Source organism: Flavobacterium maritimum, assembly GCF_040049085.1.
In the GTDB taxonomy this organism is placed as follows: Bacteria; Bacteroidota; Bacteroidia; order Flavobacteriales; family Flavobacteriaceae; genus Flavobacterium; species Flavobacterium maritimum.
Genome location: NZ_JBDLZY010000005.1, coordinates 264,528 through 288,766 on the forward strand (window position 1 = coordinate 264,528; position 24,239 = coordinate 288,766).

12 protein-coding genes are annotated in these 24,239 nt (G+C 35.4%); 11 read left to right on the top strand and 1 reads right to left on the bottom strand.

Annotated features, from left to right (window positions below):
* The first annotated feature begins 215 nt into the window (after positions 1–215).
* From ABEB23_RS12510 to ABEB23_RS12530, 5 genes are all read left to right on the top strand, one after another.
* Positions 216–3,191, top strand: coding sequence for a SusC/RagA family TonB-linked outer membrane protein (locus ABEB23_RS12510; RefSeq protein WP_348812938.1), 2,976 nt, complete (start codon positions 216–218; stop codon positions 3,189–3,191).
* 10 nt (positions 3,192–3,201) lie between these two features.
* Positions 3,202–4,797: a RagB/SusD family nutrient uptake outer membrane protein gene (locus ABEB23_RS12515; protein WP_348812939.1), complete on the top strand. Its 1,596-nt coding sequence runs from the start codon at positions 3,202–3,204 to the stop codon at positions 4,795–4,797.
* A 194-nt stretch (positions 4,798–4,991) separates the two neighbouring features.
* Positions 4,992–6,182 carry a glycoside hydrolase family 27 protein gene (locus tag ABEB23_RS12520; protein ID WP_348812940.1) on the top strand — a complete coding sequence of 397 codons (1,191 nt, stop codon included), beginning with the start codon at positions 4,992–4,994 and terminating at the stop codon, positions 6,180–6,182.
* Between the two features lie 31 nt (positions 6,183–6,213).
* Positions 6,214–7,590: a DUF6055 domain-containing protein gene (locus ABEB23_RS12525; protein ID WP_348812941.1), complete on the top strand. Its 1,377-nt coding sequence runs from the start codon at positions 6,214–6,216 to the stop codon at positions 7,588–7,590.
* 95 nt (positions 7,591–7,685) lie between these two features.
* The gene (locus tag ABEB23_RS12530; RefSeq protein WP_348812942.1) at positions 7,686–9,281 is read left to right on the top strand and encodes a M61 family metallopeptidase; all 1,596 of its coding nucleotides are present in this window, start codon (positions 7,686–7,688) and stop codon (positions 9,279–9,281) included.
* An 8-nt stretch (positions 9,282–9,289) separates the two neighbouring features.
* Here ABEB23_RS12530 and ABEB23_RS12535 read toward each other — a convergent pair whose 3' ends face one another.
* Entirely contained in the window at positions 9,290–10,132 is an 843-nt protein-coding gene (locus ABEB23_RS12535) for an AraC family transcriptional regulator (protein ID WP_348812943.1), read from the bottom strand.
* Positions 10,133–10,614: 482 nt separating this feature from the next.
* Between ABEB23_RS12535 and ABEB23_RS12540 the strand changes: the two genes are divergently transcribed.
* From ABEB23_RS12540 to ABEB23_RS12565, 6 genes are all read left to right on the top strand, one after another.
* Positions 10,615–12,024, top strand: coding sequence for an APC family permease (locus ABEB23_RS12540; RefSeq protein ID WP_348812944.1), 1,410 nt, complete (start codon positions 10,615–10,617; stop codon positions 12,022–12,024).
* A gap of 190 nt (positions 12,025–12,214) precedes the next feature.
* On the top strand, positions 12,215–14,467 hold the full coding sequence (locus ABEB23_RS12545; RefSeq protein WP_348812945.1) for a S9 family peptidase: 2,253 nt from the start codon (positions 12,215–12,217) through the stop codon (positions 14,465–14,467).
* Positions 14,468–14,528: 61 nt separating this feature from the next.
* Positions 14,529–17,591, top strand: coding sequence for a beta-L-arabinofuranosidase domain-containing protein (locus ABEB23_RS12550; protein WP_348812946.1), 3,063 nt, complete (start codon positions 14,529–14,531; stop codon positions 17,589–17,591).
* 37 nt (positions 17,592–17,628) lie between these two features.
* The gene (locus ABEB23_RS12555; protein ID WP_348812947.1) at positions 17,629–19,320 is read left to right on the top strand and encodes a DUF885 family protein; all 1,692 of its coding nucleotides are present in this window, start codon (positions 17,629–17,631) and stop codon (positions 19,318–19,320) included.
* An 86-nt stretch (positions 19,321–19,406) separates the two neighbouring features.
* Entirely contained in the window at positions 19,407–22,097 is a 2,691-nt protein-coding gene (locus tag ABEB23_RS12560; protein ID WP_348812948.1) for a DUF5695 domain-containing protein, read from the top strand.
* Between the two features lie 33 nt (positions 22,098–22,130).
* Positions 22,131–24,206 (top strand): beta-galactosidase, encoded by a 2,076-nt coding sequence (locus ABEB23_RS12565; protein WP_348812949.1) that lies wholly within the window; start codon positions 22,131–22,133, stop codon positions 24,204–24,206.
* Positions 24,207–24,239 lie beyond the last annotated feature (33 nt).

A 24,239-nucleotide genomic window follows, 5' to 3' on the forward strand; every position in this document is an offset into this window, starting at 1 on the left:
ACGAACCAGTGAAAAACAGTACCCTTAGTTTACTATTTAAACATTTTTTTTGCCGTACAGGAATATCTTGACATTAAAAATGTTAATTATGTTAAAAAAAGGGTAATATAGTACTATCATGTGGTAATATTAGCATTTTTGTGAACTCCGATTTAACATAGATTTGTAAGTGTAAATAAAACACTAATCAAAATTATTAACCAAAATGTTAAATTATGAGACTAATCACACAAAGCTTTGGGATTATAGAGAACTTTCTTTTGAAGAAGAAAGTGGTCTCTACGATACTCTTTCTGTTTGTAGTTTGTACTTCATTTTCCCAACAGAAGATAAAAGGTACAATTAAAGATATTAATAATATTCCGATACCCGGAGTATCTGTACTTGAAAAGCAAACCAATAATTCAGTAATCTCTGATTTTGACGGAACTTTCGAAATCAACATCAAAGGAACAAACCCCACATTAATTTTTTCATACGTTGGGTTAAAAACAAAAGAAGTTAAGGTAAGTGGTCAAAGTACAATAAACGCAATTTTAGAATCGGAGGTAAGTGAATTGTCTGAAGTTGTTGTTATTGGTTACGGAACACAAAAGAAGGGACAAGTGACCAGTGCCATTGCAACTATAAAAGAAAAAGATTTTACACAAGGGGCTGTTCGAGATGCTTCGGAACTTATTAAAGGGAAGGTTGCAGGTTTAACTATTTCTAACGGATCGGGAGATCCTTTGGCGACTCCTACTGTTTCTTTGCGTGGAATATCTTCTTTACAAGGGGGTACGACTCCGTTAGTTTTAATTAATGGAATTCCAGGATCATTTGATAGTGTGGCGCCCAATGACATCGCTTCCATTGATGTACTTAAGGATGCATCCGCAGCTGCAATTTATGGTACACGAGGGGCCAATGGAGTTATTTTGATAACAACAAAAACGGTGGGGCGTGATGTGCCAACAACTTTGTCGTATACGGGTTATACTGCCATGTCAGATTTTGGTAAAGAAGCAAATTTTTTAGACGCATCGCAATACAGAAAATTGCTTGCCGATAATGTAAAGATGCCTTTTATAGATGAAGGATATGACACAGACTGGCTTGATGAAATTTCAAGAGGCGGCTTGAATATCAACCATAATATTAACATGAAAGGTGGTAGTGCAAAATCAAACTATATTGCCAATGTTAATTACGGAAATCAAGAAGGAGTATTTTTAGGTTCCTATACCAAAGAACTTAGGGTCTCTTTTGATGTAAATCATTATATGTTTGATGATAAATTAAAATTCAATCTTAATGTAGTGAGAGGAACACAACAATCAGGAGGATTTGATACTAATGTTTACAGACAGGCTTTAATTAGAAATCCTACGGCAAGACCACAAGACGATAATGGAGATTGGACACAAACCAGTAGATTTCAATATTCTAATCCGGTGGCTTCCATTTATGAGACTGACCGAATGAATGAGGCTGACAATACAAGATTATCAGCTGGATTAACATTGACCTTATTACCAGGTTGGGATACCGATTTGCGTTTATCATCTGTAAAAAACTCTGGTTTGAGTGGTTATTACGAAACTAAAAAGCATTATTCTAATACGGTTCAAGGAAAAAATGGTGTGGCTTCCAGATCAGATAGCAGAGAAGACTTAGATATATTGGAATTTACTTCAAAATATGCTAAAACATTTGATAAACACAATTTTTCTGTCTTAGGTGGATATAGTTATCAATACAATATGTCTCAAGGAGGATATGCTTACAATTATAATTTTCCAACAGATGCTTTTTCGTATAATAATTTAGAAGAAGGTCAAGCTCTTTTAGACGGAAAAGCTTTTATGGACAGTTATAAAGAAGACAATAAGTTAATTGGTTTTTTTGGAAGAGGTAGTTATTCTTTTGATAATAAATACCATTTGTTGGCTAGTGTTAGAAGGGAAGGGTCTTCTAGATTTGGAGACAATTATCAATGGGGAACTTTTCCATCAGTTTCTGGAGGATGGACAATTAGTAATGAATCTTTCTTAAAAGATGTTTCGGTTGTAAATAATTTAAAATTGCGTGCAGGATATGGTGAGACCGGAATCATTCCGAATTCTTCTTATATGTCTCAAACCTTATTAAACTATGAAGGCTATTTTTATAATAATGGCGCATGGGTACAAGGTTTAGTGCCTGCCAGTAATCCAAATCCTGATTTACGTTGGGAAAAATCACAAGAAATCAATTTAGGGGTCGATTTTTCACTTTTAGATCATCGCATAAGCGGTAGTGTAGACGTGTATCATAAAAAAACTAAAGATATGTTGTGGGATTATAATGTTCCTGTTCCTCCTTATTTATATGGTGTTATAACTGCGAATGTTGGTAAAATGGAAAATAAGGGGATTGAAATCTTATTAAATACTGTTCCTGTTAGAGTGAAAGATTTTGAGTGGGATTCAAGTATGACATTTTCTCACAATGAAAATGAGCTTACCAGCCTTTCTAATGATTTGTATGAAATCGAAGGGAATTACATAAACGTTGGAAATACGGGTGACCCTATTTCGTTTTCAACACATCGATTAGAAGTGGGACAGTCAATAGGTAATTTTTGGGGACTTAAAACGGTAGATATTACAGATGATGGAAAATGGATAATTGAGACCAAAGACGGTACTAGAAAAACACTAAATGAAACATTATACAATGATGATAATAAACAATATTTAGGAAATGGAATCCCGAAATTTAATGCAGGATGGACGAATACATTTAAATATAAACAATTTGATTTAGGTGTGGTTCTAGTGGGAGCTTTTGGTTTTCAAATTCTGAATTACCAACGTATGTTTTATGAAAATCCGACCATTAATTACAACATGTTAGACTCATCTCAAGATTTAGTTTATGGAAAAGCAAAATTGAATTACTCGCAAACTTATGTTAGTTATTACATCGAAGATGGAGATTATGTGAAACTGGATAATGTAACCTTTGGTTATAATCTGGATGTAAAAAAATTAAAGTTTGTTAATTCGGCCAGAGTATATGCATCGGGTGCAAATTTGGCAACTTTTACAAATTATAAAGGTATAGATCCTGAAATAGCAGGAGGAAATGGTTTGACTGCCGGTAACGATAGTCGTGACAAGTATCCGACTACAAGAACATTTACTTTGGGAATTAATGTAAACTTTTAAATAAAAAAAGATGAAAAAGTTAAATAGAAAATATAAAATAGCGCTATTAAGCCTTGTGTTTTCCTGTGCAGCATGTACAGATTTAGATGAGACTGTTTATAGTAATGTTACAGCCGAAGGAACAGTTTTTACTTCGGCAGATATTGCCAATATTATAGCGCCAGCTTATACAGCATTTAGAAATATTTACTGGGATTGGGATGGTCAATTTGATATTAGCGAGGAGTCTTCAGACTTAATTGTAACACCATTTAGAAATGGAATAGGTTGGGGTGATTATTATATTACGATGCACCAACATACTTGGGGACCAACGGTCAGTCATGCAGAAGCTGGTTGGTATTATGGTTATCAGGGTGTTTTTAAAATTAATAAGGCAATATATCAAATCGAGAATTTAAAAAATTTAGAAAATGCCGATGTCTATATTAAGGAGTTAAGAGCTTTGAGAGCAATTTATTATTACATTTTATATGATAATTTTAGAAACATACCTATCGAGACAAATTTTATAAATCCTCCTGGTTATTTGCCTAAACAGAGTACAAGCCAAGAAGTTTTTGATTTTATAAAAACGGAACTTACAGAAGCGATGCCTGCTTTAAGAGATGATAACAGCACCGCATCGTATGGTAAAGTGACCAAATGGGCAGCCAAAATGACCTTGGCAAAGTTATACCTTAATGCTGAGGTGTATTTAGGAACGCCAAAGTGGAATGAAGCTTTAAGCGAAGTAAATGATATTATTAACAGTGGTAAATTTAGTTTAGCACCCAATTATCTGGATTCATTCGCCATCAAGAATGAAGGTTCGCCGGAAGAAATTTTGTCAATTCCGTTTGATGAAAAATATACAGGGGGGTCTTATTATCCATTTAAAACACTTTACCCGGCAAGCCGAGCTACATTTGGCATGCAAGATTCTCCTTGGGGAGGAAGCGGAGCTATTCCTCAATTTATTGATACTTATGATGTTGATGATGCCAGGTTAAAGGATTGCTGGTTAGGAGGATTGCAATACACTAAATCAGGCGCTCCGTTGTTATTGGAAGACGGGACACAATTGAATTATATTAATTATATGTCAGAGGTTAATGGTACCGAGTATAATGAAGGATATCGCTTAGTAAAATATGAGATAGGTTCAGGAACTTCTGTTAACAGTTCTAATGATGTTCCATTTTTCAGATATGGGGATGCTTTAATGATAAAAGCAGAGTGTTTGTTAAGAACCGGAAATGCAGCCGAAGCGGCAACTATTGTAAGTGAGGTAAGAGCCCGAAATTTCAAAACAAATCCAACGAAAGCGGTCGTTACAGGAGCTAAATTAATGGGAGGAAGCACCTATAAATATGGGGAGTACTCTTATGGTACAATAACCAAATTTGAAGGTGGGGCGGACATTCAGTATGGTGGATTGCTTGACGAGTTGGCTTGGGAATTTGTTGGAGAGCATCATAGAAAACAGGATTTGATTCGTTTTGGAGTTTATACTAAAAAATCATGGTTCTCACATAAACCTAATGGAGATTTTAGAATTTTATTCCCTATTCCTCAAAGTCAAATGGATGCCAATCATAATTTGGTTCAAAATCCAGGGTATTAGTTGTTCCTTTAAATTAAAGCAATTCGTAATGTGAGATCTAGTTCGTTTTGTGTTGCGAATTGCTTTCAATTAATTTTTAAATGATTATAAAAATATTTACGGTTGTTTTACTAGGTTACTTGTAAGTGTGTGGAGAAGCCGTCCCTAATTTTTTGGGATGGCTTTTTTTTTAACGTGTACTAAAAATAAAGAAAATGAAAAAGAAATTTTTAATAGCCCTGTTACTGGCTCAGTCTATATTTACTTATTCCCAAGAATTTACTGATTTGGCCAAAACGCCACCGATGGGCTGGAATAGCTGGAATAAATTTGGCTGTGATGTAAGCGAAAAACTGATAATGGGAATGGCCGATGCGATGGTGAAAAGTGGCATGCGTGATGCCGGATACAACTATATAGTAATTGATGATTGTTGGCAAATTGGGAGAGATAATTCAGGTAATATAATTGCTGATCCAGAACGTTTCCCATCAGGAATGAAAGCTTTGGGGGATTATATCCATAGCAAAGGATTGAAATTTGGTATTTATTCTTGTGCCGGTTCCAAAACCTGTCAATCGAGACCCGGTAGTAGAGGGTATCAGTTTCAAGATGCCAAAAAATATGCGGAATGGGGTGTGGATTACTTAAAATACGACTGGTGTTTTGATGAAGGTCAAGACGCAAAATCAGCATATAAAACCATGAGTGATGCATTAAAAGAGAGTGGGAGACCAATGGTGTTTTCAATTTGTGAATGGGGCGGAAGTAAACCTTGGGAATGGGGAGAAGGAATAGGTCACTTATGGCGTACTACGGCTGATATCAGAGACTGTTACCAATGTACTTTTGACTGGGGAGGATTAGGGATTTTAGACATTATAGACAAACAAGCTGACTTGTGGAAATATGCCGGCCCGGGACACTGGAATGACCCTGATATGTTAGAAGTAGGGAATGGCGGAATGACTTTTGACGAAAATAAAACCCATTTTTCAATGTGGTCAATGTTAGCTTCTCCTTTAATGGCAGGAAATGATCTTCGAGATTTAGATCCTGTTACGGCACAAATCTTAATGAATAAAGAGGTTATTGCTGTTAATCAAGATGCAAAGGGGCAGCAAGCACGTAGATTTATGGATATGGGGGAATATGAAATTTGGGCAAAACCATTGGCAGACGGAAAGGTTGCTGTTTGTTTTTTAAATCGTACTAACACTGTATGGAACTTAAATTATGACTGGAAAAAACAGACCATGTATTTTGTTGAAGAGGTAAATATCAGAAAACAAGCTTACGATGTAAGAGATGTTTGGGAACATAAGTCCATTGGGAATACCGAAAGTAAACTAGTGAAAAGCATACCCGCGCATGGCGTTTTGATGGTTGTCCTTTCAAAAAAATAGAGATGGATCCTAGTCTAAAAAAGAGAATAATATGAAAAATTGTATTTTGCTATTGTTTGCTTTTCTTCTTTTTTCTTGTTCAGAAAGTGCTTCCATGCCTAAGAATAATGAGGTGATAACTCCTCCAGCAAATTTCCCTTACGTTTTTGGAAAAGAACCCGTCGGCGGAAAGCAAATTTATGTGCCGAAAGAATTGCAAAATAATAATTTTGATTCAAAAAGCAGTAAATGGTGTTACCAAAGAAGTGCTTCCTCCGACAATATTATTGTTTTTTGGGAAGAAGGTTTTGGGTCTAATCCGGCAACTGCCCAAAAGGAAAGTATGAGAATTAATATCGAAGAACTCCTTACGAAAGCGGAGAAATTTTATACTTATTACTGCGATGAGATGAAATTTGTAAATAAAGGGAATTCGAATACAGACAAGTATCGAATGATTGTCATGTTGATTTATCAAGATGAATGGCTGGCAACAGGGTCAGGTTATGATGATGTTATTGGTGCTTTGTGGGTTAATCCGTCTACAACTGTGAGTTCGCTGAGTCATGTAATAGCACATGAATTTGGACACACATTTCAATATCAGGTAAAATGTGATGGAAGTTATGGTTTTCGAGATCAAAATTATGTAGGAACCTTTTGGGAACAGTGCGCACAATATATGTCATGGCAGTTATATCCTGATGATAAAGTTAGGGATTTGCCTTTTTTTCTAAAAAATACTTATAAAAACTTTTCGCATGAAGATATAAGATACGAATCGATTTATCTTATGGAATATTGGAAACAAAAGCACGGAACAGAATTTTTGGGAAAGCTCTGGAAAGAAGGGGTAAACGCAGAGCATCCTTTGCAGGTTTATAAACGAATCACAAACATAACCCAAGATCAGTTGAATGACGAAGTCTTTGAATACGCTTGCAGGAATATAAGCTGGGATTATCCACTCGGCGCTCATAATACTGGTTTTATTAATTCACTGCCAAAATCTCAGCAAGAAGAATACAGACATAAAACAAAATTGATTCTTTCGGCGGATAACTATTATGAGATTTCCGCAGATCAAATCCCTCAAAGTTATGGTTACAATGCGATAGAACTTGAGGTGCCAAAAGTTGGTACCACCGTTTCAATTGCATTTGAAGGAATTGATAATAAGTGGAAGTCTATAGCGGGATGGCGTTTTGGATTTGTAGCTGTAAAAACAGATGGTAAAGCTGTTTATGGTGAAATGAAACGTGATTCAAAAGCTACTGTTTCGTTTACTGCTACAGATGATTTAAAAGAATTTTGGCTAGTGGTAACGGGCGCGCCAACGGAACATATCAACCATGTTTGGGATGATGACAGTAGTAATGATGAAAATTTTACGTATAAAATAAAGCTGACAAATACGAGTCTAAAATAACATCAAGCTCAAAAATAAATATTTTGAATGATGCTTACCTGCTCACTTTTATAGTACAATTCAAGTTTGCGGGTAAGCTATTTAATAAAGTAATTATGAAACGAAAATTAGGGTTTAAAATAGGATTATTTGCAAGCATATTGGTGTTTCAATTACTGCTATCTTGCAAGAGTAATGCAGAAATAGCCTCTCATCATGCGGTCAAAATGGATTATACTGTTTCGATGGAGGAACCGGAGTCACATTATCTGGATGTTCGTTTAGAATGTGAAGGGATAGCTACCACTCAAACCAATTTTATACTTCCGGTATGGTCACCAGGGTATTATTTGATTTTAGATAATCCAAAGTATATTGTGGATTTTGATGTAATTGATGGCGATGGAAATAAATTAGCTTGGCATAAAAAATCAAAAAATGCTTGGGTAGTTGAAAATGGAAACCAAAAAAAGATTACAATTAGTTACCGTTTTTTTGCTAATCGAAAATCGGTTGCCGAATCCTATGTTGACAGTGAAAAAGCATTTATTATGCCTAACAATGTTTTTATGCATATCGAAAACCAAATAAATAATCCTGTACAAGTGACTTTTAATCCTTATAAAAAATGGAATAAAATTTCAACAGGATTGAAAAGGATAAAAGAGGGGACGAATACTTTTTCTGCCAATAATTTTGACGTGCTGTATGATAGTCCGGTTTATATTGGAAATCAACTGACGATAGATTTTCAACATGAAGGCAAATCATATGGTTTGGCTATTGCAACTCCGCAGGGTTTAGAGGAAACGAAATTTGTTACTGATTTAAAAAAGATTATTGGTACAACAACTTCCATAATGAAAGACATCCCATACGATTATTATAGTTTCATAATGATGGAAGCGGGAGGCGGAGGATTGGAACATTGGAATTCTCAGGCGGTTTTTACCAACGGATCATTTAATTTTAAAACAAAAGAAGAATATACTGATTTTTTAAATTTTATTACACATGAATATTTTCATTTATACAATGTAAAAGCGATAAGACCGGTAGCGTTAGGGCCTTTTGATTATAATAAAGAAAATTATACAGACATGCTTTGGGTTTCTGAGGGATTGACGGTCTATTATGAGTATGTAATAATGATGAAAGCTGGTCTGCTGGATGGACATGAAGCTTTGAATTATTTAAGTGAATCGATAAAAAGATATGAAAATAGTGAAGGGCACAAGCACATGTCACTTGCGCAATCAAGTTTTGATATCTGGTTGAATTTTTTCAATAATGACAGTAATGCCAAGCAAACAACTATTTCCTATTATGACAAAGGGCCAATTATAGGTTTTCTGTTAGATTTAGAAATCAGAAATGCAACCATGAATCAAAAATCTCTGGATGATGTGATGCGATTTTTGTACAATCAATATTATTTAAAAGAAGGCAGAGGGTTTACTAATTCAGAATTTTGGTCAGTTTGCGAAAAAATTTCAGGAAAACCAATGGATGAAATCAAAGAATATGTTGATACGGTAAAAGACATTGATTACAAAAAATATCTGGAACATGGGGCACTTCAGATAGATTTAAGTCCGATTAATTCGGATGCTGAAAGTGAAAAATTTACCAAAAAGAATTATAAATTATTTGAAAAACAGCAAGGAAGTCAATTACAATTAGACATTAGGAAGTCGATTTTTCATTTTTAAAAAATGTATTAGAATTGTGAGCGGTACGTGGAGGGAGAAACTCCTTTTAGTTCCTTGAATTTTCGATTGAAATTCGCAATGTCCTGAAATCCACAAAGTTCTGATATAGAAGAAATGGAGAGGTCTTTATTATTGTTTAATAATTTACAGGCATTCTCGATACGTACTTCAATTAAAAATTGAAAAAAGGTCTTGTTAGTTCGTTTTTTAAAATAGCGACAAAAAGCATTTTTACTCATATTGGCTTTTTCTGCAACTTCTTCCAAAGTAATCGGTTGATGAAAAAACTCGATAGCATGCTCAAACACTGCACTCATTCTTTTACCCTCGTCATTGGTGTATTTTTTTCTATAAACAAAAGAGGATAGGGGCGACGTCTCTGAATGAATAATTAGATTTATAATTTTAAAAAAAGTAGCAATACGTTGAATCTTGTTTTGTTGCTTTAATTTATTAAAATGATTGGTGATTTTTTTTTGATTGGATAAAATTTTCATTCCATATTCAGAGTCTTTAAAGAAATCATGAATATTGCTCATATCCGTAAGATTAAAGAAGTCCTTTCCAAAAGATGTTTTTGTGAAAAACAGGGTAAACATTTCTGATTCTGGAGAGGCTCTCAGGTCACTTCTGAAAACATGCGGTATGTTTTCGCCAATCACTAAAATATCATTTTCTTTATAGTCATTGATAGAATCTCCAACAATTAATGAACCACGACCTTTTACAATCAAGCTGATTTGAATTTCTTCATGTTCATGAAGTTGGTCATAAAAAACGGGCTCTCTATCTTCTTGGTAAATAAGAGCTTCTTTTTCAGATTTTGGTATTTTAAAAGGTAAAACTTTCAAGGGTGCTTTTTTAAAGTATGTAAATATTATCAAAAAAATGGTAAAAAGCAATAGTATGTGGTAATATAATACTGTTAAAAATCATTGATGTTTAAAATATCCTGTATGATTTATTGTAATATTTTGGTTTTACTGCTTATCAAGTAAATGGGGTAAAATAATCTTAGTATGTGGTAATATTGACATTTATTTTAATTTCAGTTTGATATAAGTTTACAAAAGTTAAAGAATACTCGTAAAATTTGTAGTGTAAATGTTAAATTGGTTGTGTTTAATTCAATAAAAGTTGGATTTTTATCTAATAATTCACAATAAATAAAAAGTCAAACAGAACTAGTTTGGCAAGAAAAATAAAAATTCCAATTTCAAGGAAGAAATTTACTAAGCCGCCGTTCTGTCGTAAAGAATGACTTTTGTATGGTTAGGGACGACAAATTTTTTAAATAACTTTTTTATAATAAAACAAAACTAAACAAACCAAAATGGAAGAAAACAATACGGAAGAATTTAAAAAAGAACTAGGGCTTTTCGACGGAACTATGCTGGTTGTGGGCTCGATGATTGGGTCGGGAATATTTATTGTAAGTGCTGATATTGCCCGGCAGGTGGGTTCAACAGGTTGGCTGATACTAATTTGGCTTATTTCGGGAATTATCACAATGATTGCTGCAGTTAGTTATGGGGAACTCAGTGCTATGTTTCCAAAAGCCGGAGGGCAATATGTATATCTTAAAGAAGCCTATAATAAATTAATTGCCTTTTTATATGGGTGGAGTTTTTTTGCAGTAATACAAACGGGTACAATTGCGGCTGTTGGGGTAGCTTTTTCAAAGTTTACCGCCTATCTAATTCCTGCTGTCAGCGATGAGAATATTTTTTTTGAAATGGGGAATTTTAAACTCAATGTTGCCCAAATCGTTTCCATTGTTACCATCATTTTTCTTACCTATTTAAATACACGTGGCGTTAAAAACAGCAAGCTTTTGCAAACCATTCTTACTGTTATAAAAATCGCATCCATTTCCGGATTAATTATTTTTGGATTTATTCTGGCTGCCAAAGCTGATATTTGGAATGCCAATTGGACCAATACCTGGATTCCAAAAACCTTAGATACAGATACAGGTTCTTGGTTGCCTATTGGAGGAACAGCTTTGATTTCTGGTATTTCGGCTGCTATGGTAGGAACTTTATTCTCGAGTGATTCTTGGACCGGGGTTACTTTTATTGCCGGCGAAATTAAAAATCCAAAACGAAATGTTGGATTGAGTATGTTTCTGGGGACATTGATTGTAACACTGATTTATGTACTGACCAATATAATGTATGTTGCGGTTGTCCCCTTAAACGAAATTGCTACAGCAAAATCAGATAGGGTTGCAGTTGTTGCTTCCCAATATATTTTTGGTGATATTGGAACTCTAATTATAGCCATAATGATCATGATTTCGACATTTGCCTGCAATAATGGATTGATTATGGCTGGTGCAAGAGTCTATTATACGATGGCAAAAGACGGTTTGTTCTTTAAAAAAGCGGCACATCTTAATGAATTCAGTGTCCCTTCCTGGGCTCTTTGGGCACAATGTCTTTGGGCTTCGGTTTTATGTCTAACGGGTAAATATGGTGATTTACTTGATTTTGTTATTATCATTGTGCTTATTTTTTACATTCTCACCATCTATGGTATTTTTATTCTTCGTAGAGAAAAGCCAGAATTAGAAAGACCATATAAAGCGTTTGGTTATCCATACTTGCCATTCGTGTATATTATAGTAGCTTCTGCGGTATCTGTATCGCTCTTATTTACCAAATTTTCTACCTGCGGTTGGGGAGTATTGATAATGTTATTAGGAATACCAGTTTACTACTTCATAAAAGAGAAGGAGTGATTCTTTTTTTTGAAGATATTTCTAGTTCGGAATAATTAGGCATCAAATTATAGTAACTAATAAAGTTCTAGCTTAAAATAACCATGTTTTAATCCCTTGGGGTTATCTTGGGGTAATATAATATTAGTATTAGTTAATATTAGCTAATAGGCATCAATGGAATTTAAATACTTTTATTAATATTTAAATTATGGGGACAACTAGTAAAAAAATAAGTGTTATTTTAACACTTTTGATGTGTTATTTGAGTTCAGCTCAAGGCACTTTGGAGGATTACAAAAAGGCAAATGCCGTAGATTCGCTATTCAAGAATAAGGTGATTAATTCTCCTAAAGAGTTTCATTGGATTGGAAAAGAGCTGCTATGGTATGTTAATAATGCCAGAGAAGGGAAGGAATATTTTTTGGTTGATTCAAAACAAGGTAAACAATCTCTTGCGTTTGATCATAGTCGTTTGGCAGCATCTCTTTCTAAAGAGTTAGGAAAAGAAATATCCGCAAACGAACTCCCTATTGATAATTTAGAATTTAATCAGGAGTTATCAGAGTTTGTATTTACAACGGACAGTCTTAAAATTTCTTGTGATTTAAATACGTATCAGCTTAATAAGATAAAAGGCGGGTATAAAAAGCCAGTAAAAAAAGAGGACTATTGGGGAGGTAATTTTGATGAGTTAGGAAATAAGCCTGTAGGCTCTCCAGACTCACTTAATATTGCGTACATAAAGAATTATAATCTTTATATGCAAAACTCAAAAACAAAAAAAGAAATTCAGTTGAGTTATGATGGATCAAAAGGATTTTATTATTCCTCTTATATGCAATGGTCACCAGATAGCCAAAAAATTATGGCTTACAAAGTCAGACCGGGTGAAGAGCATAAAATATATTTTGTAGAATCAAGTCCAAAGGATCAATTGCAGCCCAAATTACAGAACCGCGATTATTTAAAACCAGGAGACCAATTGCCATTCAAAAGTCCACAGTTGTTTTCAATTGCTTCAAAAAAGCAAACGCCTGTCGAGACCGATTTATTTCAGAATCAATATGATATTTCGGGCATAGAATGGAAAGACGATAGCAGTGGTTTTACTTTTGAATACAATCAAAGGGGACATCAGGTGTATAGAGTTTTGGAAGTAAATGCCACTGATGGAAAAGTAAAGGTTTTGATAGAAGAAACCAGCCCAACATTTGTTGAGTATAGTGGTAAAAGATTCCGATACGATGCTAAAAAAAGTAAAGAAATCATTTGGGCCTCAGAAAGGGATGGTTGGAATCATTTGTATTTATACGATGCGGTTACGGGAAAAGTAAAAAATCAAATTACTAAAGGAAATTGGCCTATAAGAGAAATCATAAAAGTTGATGAAGAGCAGCGACAAATTTATTTTACGGCAAGTGGTTTAGATAGTGATCAGGATCCTTATTTGCTACATTATTGCAGAGTAGATTTTAATGGAAAAAATTTCAAGCGATTCACCTCAGAGAACGGAAATCATAAAGTGACTTTTTCACCAGATTATAAATACTACGTAGATCAATATTCGAGAGTTGACATGGCTCCTGTTTCAGTTTTAAAAGGCGTGGATAATCAAAGAGCAATTTTAACATTACAACAAGCGGATATTTCGGAATTAAAGAAAATTGGATGGATTGCCCCAGAAGTTTTTACTGCAAAGGGGAGAGACGGAAAAACAGATATTTGGGGTGTTATAGTTCGTCCGACTACTTTTGACCCTAAACGCAGTTATCCGGTCATCGAATATATTTATGCGGGACCGCAAGATTCATTTGTTCCAAAAAACTTTCAACCATACTACTGGGCAATGTCATCTTTGGCAGAATTAGGATTCATCGTAGTGCAAATTGATGGTATGGGGACTTCAAACCGATCTAAAGCTTTCCATGATATATGCTGGAAAAATTTAAAAGATGGAGGTTTCCCCGATAGAAAACTTTGGATGAAAGCCGCTGCAGCTAAATATCCTTATATGAATATTGATAAAGTGGGGATTCACGGTACATCGGCAGGAGGACAAAACGCAGGGGCAGCATTAGTTTTTAACTCAGATTTTTATGATGTGGCTGTAGCTTCTTGCGGTTGTCATGATAATCGTATGGATAAAATGTGGTGGAACGAACAATGGATGGGATATCCGATAGGATTAGAATATGAGGCTTGCTCCAATGTAGCCAATGCGGCACAGTTAAAAGGGAATTTAATGTTAATTGTTGGAGAAGTTGATGATAATGTTGATCCGGCATCGACCATGCAATTTGCTAACGCATTGATTAAAGCTAATAAAAATTTTGAATTAATTACGATTCCAGGAATGGGACATTCTGCCGGAGGTGATTTTGGAGAACGAAAACGCAGAGACTATTTTGTTCAACATTTATTAGGTGTTACACCGCCAACTTGGGAAGAAATTTATAATTAGAAAAACCCAAAAAAGAGAATAGAAAAAATAGAGGTTTTGTAAATCAGAAGAAAAACAATTAATGATGAAAAAATATCAGTTATTTATTTGTGCCGTAGTGAGTTTTTGGGCATCATGTACCACAACTTTACACGCACAAAACGGTGATCAGATTTTAGACGGAATTGGTGAAACAGGATTAATTGCTCGCTATGTATTTGATGGCGATGCAAAAGATTGGTCGCGAAATAATTTGCACGGTAAAATTCAGGATGTCAAAGCCAAGTTCGTAAATGACGAACAGTTTGGTACCGTACTTTCTTTGCCGGCAGACAGTAAAGCTTTTGTCTCAATTCCTGGTGATGGATTGATAGGAGAAGAATCACTAAGTATTTCAGGATGGATTTATTTACGTTCTACACAAAAAGGGCAACGATTTTTTGATTTTGGAAAAAACATCAATTCCCATTTGTTTTTTGCTCCGACAGGAACAGAAAAGGAAGATGGGGTTCAGACGGAAGTTATTACAGAAACCGGCGTAAAATACAAAACAAAATCAGCGGCTTTAGAAACGGGTAAATGGAATCATGTAGCCGTGGTTATTAATATTCCTTCAAAATTGATCAGTACGTACATGAATGGTGTAATCGTGAGCGAAACCAAGAATGCAGAACTGGATTTGGCAAAATTATTCGATTATAACTCGGCTGAAAAAAACAGGCTTTACATAGGAAAATCGCTTGCAGATGAAAACATTTATTTGAATGCAAAATTGCACGATTTCAGAATTTACAGAGTTCCTTTAACGGACAAACAAATTAGCAGAATTTACAATAATGCTTTGAAAGAAGGTCAGGAAGAAGAGGAATCAGGAGAAGAACAAACAGCAGATTTACCAAAGTTTTCTGAAACAACTCCGCAGCTTTATAATGCATTCCTCATGAATGTTTCAGATGTTAAAGTAGAAACCGTTGTAGGGTCACTTCCACGATTACCAAGTTACATAAAAGGTGTTTACAAAAATGGAATTGAAGGACCTGAGGTGCGTGTGATTTGGCCTTCGCCAAAAGACAATAGCCAAGTCCTTAAAAGTGGTCAATATACGGTAACCGGAACTATTTCTGGTACAGATTTAAAACCAAAAGCCATCGTAACTGTAAAAGAAGCTAAAGAAGCTGCTACACCAGACCGTAAACTGGAAGTTTTCAAATTGGATCAGGTTGCATTAAATACTGATCTTAACGGAAATCAAACCAAATTTATAGAGAATCGCGATAAGTTCTTAACTACACTTGCGACAACAGATCCGGATTCTTTCCTATATATGTTTCGTAATGCCTTTGGACAAGAACAACCAAAAGAAGCAGAACCACTTGGTGTGTGGGATACGCAGGAAACCAAATTGCGCGGTCATGCTACAGGACATTACCTGACTGCAATTGCTCAGGCGTATGCGAGTACAAGTTATGACAAAACGCTTCAGGCTAATTTTGCCAATAAAATGGATTATATGGTAAATACTTTGTACCAATTATCTCAGCTTTCGGGCAAACCAAAAACAGCAGGAGGAAAATTTGTGTCAGATCCAACTGCTGTTCCCTTTGGTCCTGGCAAAACAGCCTATGATTCCGATTTGAGTCCAGAAGGTATTCGTACGGATTATTGGAATTGGGGAAAAGGATTTATTAGTGCTTATCCGCCAGATCAATTTATTATGTTAGAAAACGGAGCAACTTACGGAGGGCAGAAAACTCAAATTTGGGCACCATATTATACGTTGCATAAAATTCTTGCCGGTTTGATGGATGTTTACGAAGTCAGTGGCAATGAAAAAGCGCTTGAAACGGCAAAAGGCATGGGAGATTGGGTTTATGCCCGTATGAAAAAGTTACCAACGGAGACACTTATCAGTATGTGGAACCGATATATTGCCGGAGAATTTGGAGGAATGAATGAAGCTATGGCAAGACTTTACAGAATCACAAAAGATCCTCATTATCTAGAAGTCGCGCAATTATTCGACAACATCAAAGTATTTTATGGCGATGCAAATCATTCACACGGGCTGGCAAAAAATGTAGATACGTTCCGAGGATTGCATGCTAATCAGCACATTCCCCAAATTATGGGAGCACTCGAAATGTACCGCGATTCTGATACCCCAGAATATTACCGTGTAGCCGATAATTTTTGGTATAAAACGGTAAACGATTATATGTACAGCATCGGAGGAGTTGCAGGAGCTCGTAATCCAGCGAATGCAGAATGTTTTATCAGCCAGCCAGCCACTATTTATGAAAATGGCTTTTCATCTGGCGGACAAAACGAAACTTGTGCTACTTATAACATGCTTAAATTAACCGGAGACCTCTTTCTTTACGATCAGCGTGCGGAGTTAATGGATTATTACGAGCGTGGTCTTTACAATCACATCCTTGCTTCTGTAGCAGAGAATAGTCCCGCGAATACGTATCATGTGCCGTTAAGGCCGGGTTCAGTAAAACAGTTTGGAAATGCACATATGACGGGCTTTACTTGCTGCAACGGTACGGCTATTGAGAGTAATACAAAATTTCAGAATTCAATTTATTTTAAAAGTGCGGATAATAATGCGTTGTATGTAAATCTTTATGTGCCATCCACATTAAAATGGACCGAAAAGAATGTGACTATAGAGCAAACGACTTCTTTTCCAAATGAAGATCATACTCGATTAGCGATCAAAGGCAATGGGAAATTTGATCTTAATGTACGTGTACCACATTGGGCAACCAAAGGATTTTTTGTAACGATAAATGGAAAGAAAGAAAAAGTGAAGGCACAACCAGGAAGCTATCTTACTTTAAACCGTAAATGGAAAGACGGGGATATAATTGAGTTGCGTATGCCATTTCAATTTCATTTAGAACCCGTGATGGATCAGCAAAATATCGCCAGTTTATTTTATGGACCTGTATTGTTGGCCGCTCAGGAATCTGAACCACGAAAAGAGTGGTGTAAAGTAACTTTAGACGTAAAAGATATCGGCAAATCAATAGAGGGGGACCCTAAGAAGTTGCAATTTAATATCGACGGAGTTGTTTTCAAACCTTTTTATGAAACCTATGGGCGTCATTCAGTTTATCTGGATGTGACACTGAAATAGTTGAGATTAAAGCATTAAGAATCACCAAACCAATAGTATGAAAAAATCAATTCTAAGCTTTATTTTATTTTTATTTATGGGAACGCCCCTGTTTTCCAGCGAGCTTATAGATGTAGTGAATACCTATCAGGCAGATAAAACTGCCTTACAAAATTTTTATACTAATAATGAGTCAGAAGAATATTATCTGCGATTTTCTAAGTTTTATGATGATTGGGAAAAAACAGTAAAAGATATCGATTTTAAAAATTTATCCAAAGATGGAAAAGTAGATTATTTGTTATTAAAAAACCTGATTAGCAAAGAAGATTATTTTTTGCAGATAGAGTACAAAGCGTATAAAGAAGTGGCTTCTGTGGTTGATTTTTCAGATGATATTAGTCTTTTTATTAAGGAAAGAAGAAGAGGAAAACGGCCAGTTTCAGATCAATTAGCCAAAGCTTTTGATGTGGCAGGAATTAGTATTGATAAGAAAATGGAGCTGCTTAAAACGAAACCTTTTAAAGATTGGTTTGCGGCAGAAAAAGCAGCAAAAGTGATCATTTCTTTTGAGAAATCATTAAAAGAAGCTTATGGTTTTTATTACAGTTATGATCCCGAATTTACCTGGTGGATGGAAAAACCGTATAAAAGTTTGTCCGATAAATTAAAGGTTTATGGGGAATTTCTAAGGACAAATTATTCGAAAACAAGTGTAAAAGATGATGGTAGCGGTATTATTGGAAAACCCATTGGAAGAGATGCTGTAATCAAAAGTCTATCGTTTGAATATATTCCGTATGCACCCGAGGAACTTATTGCTGCAGCCCAAAATCAATTTGAATGGTGTAAAAAAGAAATGATCAAGGCTTCTACAGAGTTGGGGTATGGTAAGGATTGGAAAGCTGCATTGGAACATGTTAAGAATACTTATGTACCGGCAGGTGAACAACCGCAGACAATTAATGATTTATATGCTCAATCGGTAAATTTTATTGAACAAAGAGATTTAATCACTATGCCTGATTTAGCAAAAGAAACCTGGCAAATGATTATGATGACGCCGGAACGTCAAAAGGTAAATCCGTTTTTCACAGGAGGATGGGAAATTAGTATTTCATATCCTACCGAAGAAATGGACCAAAGCGATAAGCTAATGAGTATGCGAGGTAATAACCCAAACTTTTCTCGAGCTACCGTTCAGCACGAACTATTACCGGGTCATAATTTGCAATTCTTTATGAACAGCCGTTATAAGTCGTATCGCGCTCCTTTTGAAACACCTTTCTGGATGGAGGGATGGGCTTTATATTGGGAAATTAATCTTTGGAACAAACAATTTCCGCAAACACCGGAACAAAAGTTAGGTATGTTATTTTGGAGGATACACCGATGTGCCCGAATTATTTTTTCATTAAAATATCATTTAGGTCAAATGAGTCCGCAACAATGCATCGATTTGTTGGTCAATGACGTCGGTCATGAATATGCCAATGCCGAAGCCGAAGTAAGGCGTTCCTTTGCCAGTGGAGATGCTCCTTTGTATCAGGTAGCCTACATGACAGGCGGATTACAATTTTATGCTTTGCGGAATGAATTACTGGCGAAAGGTTGGACTGAAAAACAGTTTCATGATCGCGTGTTAAAAGAGAATATAATGCCTGTAGAAATGCTTCGGGTTTTATTGGAAGACCAGACAATTTCTGAAGAATATAAAACGAATTGGAAGTTTTCCACAGATTTCAAATAATTAAGATAGTTTAGATTTTATCATTTAAAAAAGTATAACAAAGAGGTTAAATAGAGTCTGTTTAGATCTTGAAAAACAATAAGAATATGAAAAAAATACAACTTTTAGCTTTAATGATTTGTTGCGCAATGGCTTCAAATAACCTTCAGGCACAAGAATATTGGGATAAAATTAAAGCGAAAAAATCAACGCTTGAAGTAGAAAAAGGATTTATCAATTTGAGTACAAAATCTTTTGAACTAAAATTATTGAAATCATCTCAAACTGTAGCGGCTTTGTCTCCTCTTACAGATAAAACTTTCGATTTTACGCCAGGAGAGCGACTTTCTATTCGAGATAAAGACGGTCTTTACCAATTGGGAGATATCAATCTTCGAATTAAAGCAGCAGACGGAAGTTGGAAAAGTTATTCTACAGCTACCCAAAGAGCATCTATTACCGCTTTGAATGTTTCCGGAAATGTTTTGGCGGCAGCCGATCTTTCGAACACATTAGCGACAGATATTCCTGTATCGATAAAACGTTTTTATGAAGAAAAAGCAGGGAATTTAATCTTGCGTTTTGAAATTACAAACAAATCGAATGCCGCCCAAGAAATTGGTGCATTGGGTATTCCGATGGTTTTTAATAACATTTTGGAAGGAAAAACATTAGATGAAACACATCTTCACAATGTGTTCTTTGATCCTTATATTGGTAAAGATGCAGGTTATCTTGAAGTGAAACGATTAAGTGGTCATGGACCGGCATTGTTATTACTTCCAGAAGAGAATATGCCTTTTGAAGCCTATCGTCCACTATTGGATGATGACACCCCAAGAAGTATTGTTTTTGAAGGTTTCCATGAATGGATGCCATTCAGTAAAGCGTATGCCGATCAGGAATGGAAAACTGCTGAGCAATGGAATACGCCAACTTCATTAGTACTTCAACCCGGAGAGGCTAAAAGTTTTTCATTGAAGTTTGTATTGGTTGACCAAATTGAAAATATTCAATCTAGTTTAATTCAAAATGAGCGTCCTGTTGCAGTGGGAGTTCCGGGTTACGTTTTGCCTCAGGATGTTGATGGACAGCTTTTTTTGAAATATAAAAAAGCAGTAAAATCTTTTAAAGTAGAACCAGAAGGAGCTTTGACAGTAGAGGAACAATCAAAAAACAAAAATGGATATTTTCAGTACGCTGTCCATGGAAAAAAATGGGGAAGAGCGAGATTAACGGTAGTTTATGAGGATGGATTACAGCAAACAATCAATTATAAAGTAATAAAATCAGAAACAAATGTGGTGTCTGATTTTGGACATTTTTTGACAACAGCCCAATGGTTTGATGAAAAAAATGATCCTTTTCATAGAAATCCTTCGGTAATCTCCTATGATTATGAAACTAAAAAACAAGTGACTCAGGATAGTCGCGCTTGGATTTGTGGATTAAGTGATGAAGGTGGGGCAGGAGGATGGTTAGGTGCCATAATGAAGCAACTCATAGAACCTGACAAACAAGAAATAGAAAAGTTAGAGCAGTTTGTTGATAAAACTTTGTGGGGAGGAATTCAATATAATACAGCAGATACGCTTAAGTATGGAGTTAAAAAAAGTGTGTTTTATTATGAACCAACTTTAATGCCAGAAGGAACCTACAGCAAAGATGTGAATTACAAAACCTGGGCAGCATGGGACAAAAAAGGGGCTGATGATCCGGGAAGATCGTATAATTATCCGCACGTTGCCGCTGCCTATTGGACCATGTATCGCTTGGCCAGATATCATGATGGTTTGGTTACCAATCATGCCTGGGATTGGTATTTAAAAAATGCTTACGAAACCAGTATTGCCATGACAACATTAGCGCCCTATTATGCTCAGTTTGGACAAATGGAAGGAACGGTTTTTTTATTGATTTTAAAAGATTTAAAAACCGAAGGATATACAGAAATGGCCAATAATCTGGAAGCTAAAATGAAAGTTAGAGCAGATCATTGGAGAACATTAAATTATCCTTTCGGAAGTGAAATGCCTTGGGATTCTACTGGTCAAGAAGAAGTGTACATGTGGTCTGATTATTTTGGATATACCGATAAAGCGAAAATCACGCTGGATGCCATTCTAGCATACATGCCCACAATGCCGCACTGGGCTTATAACGGAAACGCCCGCAGGTATTGGGATTTTTTATACGGTGGTAAATTATCTAGAGTAGAGCGTCAGATACATCATTATGGTTCGGCTTTAAATGCAATCCCGGTTTTGGAGCAATTCAAAAAAACTCCTGATGATTTTCATTTGCTAAAAGTAGGTTATGGTGGATTGTTGGGTGGAATTTCAAATATTACTGAAGATGGTTTTGGAGCTGCAGCTTTTCACTCTTATCCGGAAACTTTGAGAATTGATTATTTATCAGGAGATTATGGTTCTGGTTTCTTTGGTTACGCTGTCAATACGGCTACTTTTATTACCAATGAAAAAGAGTACGGCTGGCTAGCTTTTGGAGGTAATTTAAAAGAAAAAGGAGATGAGGTTGAAGTAGATATTACAACTGCTGCAAAATCTAAAATATTTATTGCGCCGAAAAAAGTATGGCTGACATTAGACGCAGGAACTTTTAAAAAGGTAAGCTACAATACTAAAACGGGCACTATTACAATTACTTTAGATGCTAAAACAGCTTATACGCCTAATGCTTATTTAAGAGTAGATAAGGATGTAAAATTGCCTTTTGAAAAAATTAGAGGTGCTTATAAAATCGCTTTGAAAAATAAAGCGATTCAAATTAAACTATAATATGGAATGAAGCAGAAATCAAAAAAATACTTCTTGAAAAAAGCACTGTTTATTTTATTTGGATTACTGATTAGTTTAAATTCAGTTGCTCAAAAGTTTGATAAATATTTTCCTAAAAAAGACCTGACTACAGTAGGAGTTTACTATTATCCTGAACATTGGGATGAGGGTCAATGGGATCGTGACTTGAAAAAAATTGCCGAAATGGGCTTTGAATTTACCCATTTTGGCGAATTTGCTTGGGCGCAGCTAGAACCGCAAGAAGGAGTTTATGATTTTAAATGGCTGGATAAAGCTGTTGGTATTGCCATAAAATATAATTTAAAAATTATCATGTGCACTTCGACAGCAACTCCTCCTGTCTGGCTTGTTCGCAAGCATCCCGATATTCTGGCTACTTATGAAGATGGTACAAAAACAGATCACGGTTCAAGACAACATGCGTCATTTTCAAGTAATTATTATCGAACTTATTCGATGAAAATGATAGAACAATTAGCAACAAGATATGGCAATAATAAAAATATCATTGGATGGCAGGTAGATAATGAACCTTCACGTTTTTTGGATTATGGTGCAGATGCACAACAACGCTATCGTAATTGGTTAAAAGAAAAATATGCAACTATTGATGCCTTAAATCAGGCTTGGGGAAATAGTTTCTGGAGCGGAACGTATTCTGATTTTAGTCAAATTAATATTCCGTTGCATAAAGAATGGGGAATGAATTTACATTCTCAATTAGATCATTATCGATTTGCCGATGAGGAAACTGCCACTTTTCTGGATGAGCAGGCTGTAACAATACGCAAATATGCAAGTAAAGACCAATGGATAACTTCTAATTACAGATCCAATTATAATGAAAGTTTCGTTGGAATGAGCAAAGAGCTAGATTTTGATTGTTATACACGATATTTGGTTTATGGTGGGAGTTTAGGAATCGGTTCACAAGGTTATCGTTTAGGCGATTACACCAGCATTGGTATGTCAAATGACTTTTTTCGTCCTCTGAAAGGCATGTACGGCTGTATGGAATTACAGCCGGGACAGGTAAATTGGGGAAGTATTAATCCGCAGCCTTTGCCGGGAAGTATTCGTATGTGGTTGTGGCATGTTTTTGCAGGCGGAAGTAAATTTGCTTGTACGTATCGTTTTCGTGCGCCTTTATATGGTTATGAGCAATATCATTATGGAATTGTTGGCACAGATGGTGTAACACCGACTCCAGGCGGTTTAGAGTTTAGTCAGTTTATTAAAGAAATAGATACGTTACGGAAAAAATATGATCCTAAAGCGGCATTACCGAATGACTATTTAAAGCGTAAAACTGGAATTTTATTTAATGCCGACAATGTTATGGGCATCGAATTAAACAAGCAGACAAAAGAGTGGAATACCATCGGGCACTTTTTAAAATATTATAAAGCTTCAAAGTCTTTTGGCGCTCCAGTTGATTTTGTTCGGGATACGAGTAATTTCTCAAATTATCCTTTTCTAATTGTTCCCGCTTATCAGATGATTGACCAAAAAATGATTGATAAGTTAACTTTATATGCCAAAAACGGTGGAAACTTAATATTGAGTTGTCGATCTGGAATTCAGAATCGTCAAGGGCATCTTTGGGAGGCTAAATTTTATGAACCGATGTGGAATTTAATTGGTTCTCAAATAGAATCGTATGATTTGTTAATGCCGCAATCGCCGGGTGTAATAAAATTTAATAATCAGGAATATGCATGGACAAGCTGGGGAGATTTATTACAACCTAATAAAGAAACTGAAGTTTGGGGAACCTATGAAAGTGAATTTTATGCTGGAAAACCAGCAATTATTTCTCGCAATCTAGGTAAAGGAACGGTAACTTATATTGGTGTAGATTCAAAAAATGGTGAGCTTGAAAAGCAAGTTTTAAGAAAATTGTATCAAAAACAAAATGCTTCAATAGAAAATTACCCTGAAGGAATTATGGTTGATTATCGTGACGGATTTGGTATTGCAGTCAATTATTCAGATAAAATCTATGAAATCAATTTACCAAAAAGTGCCAAAATTATTATTGGAAATAAAGCTATCAAAACTGGCGATGTACTGGTTTGGAAGTATTAATAAAGAAAAGCGATTCAAATTAATTTATAATAT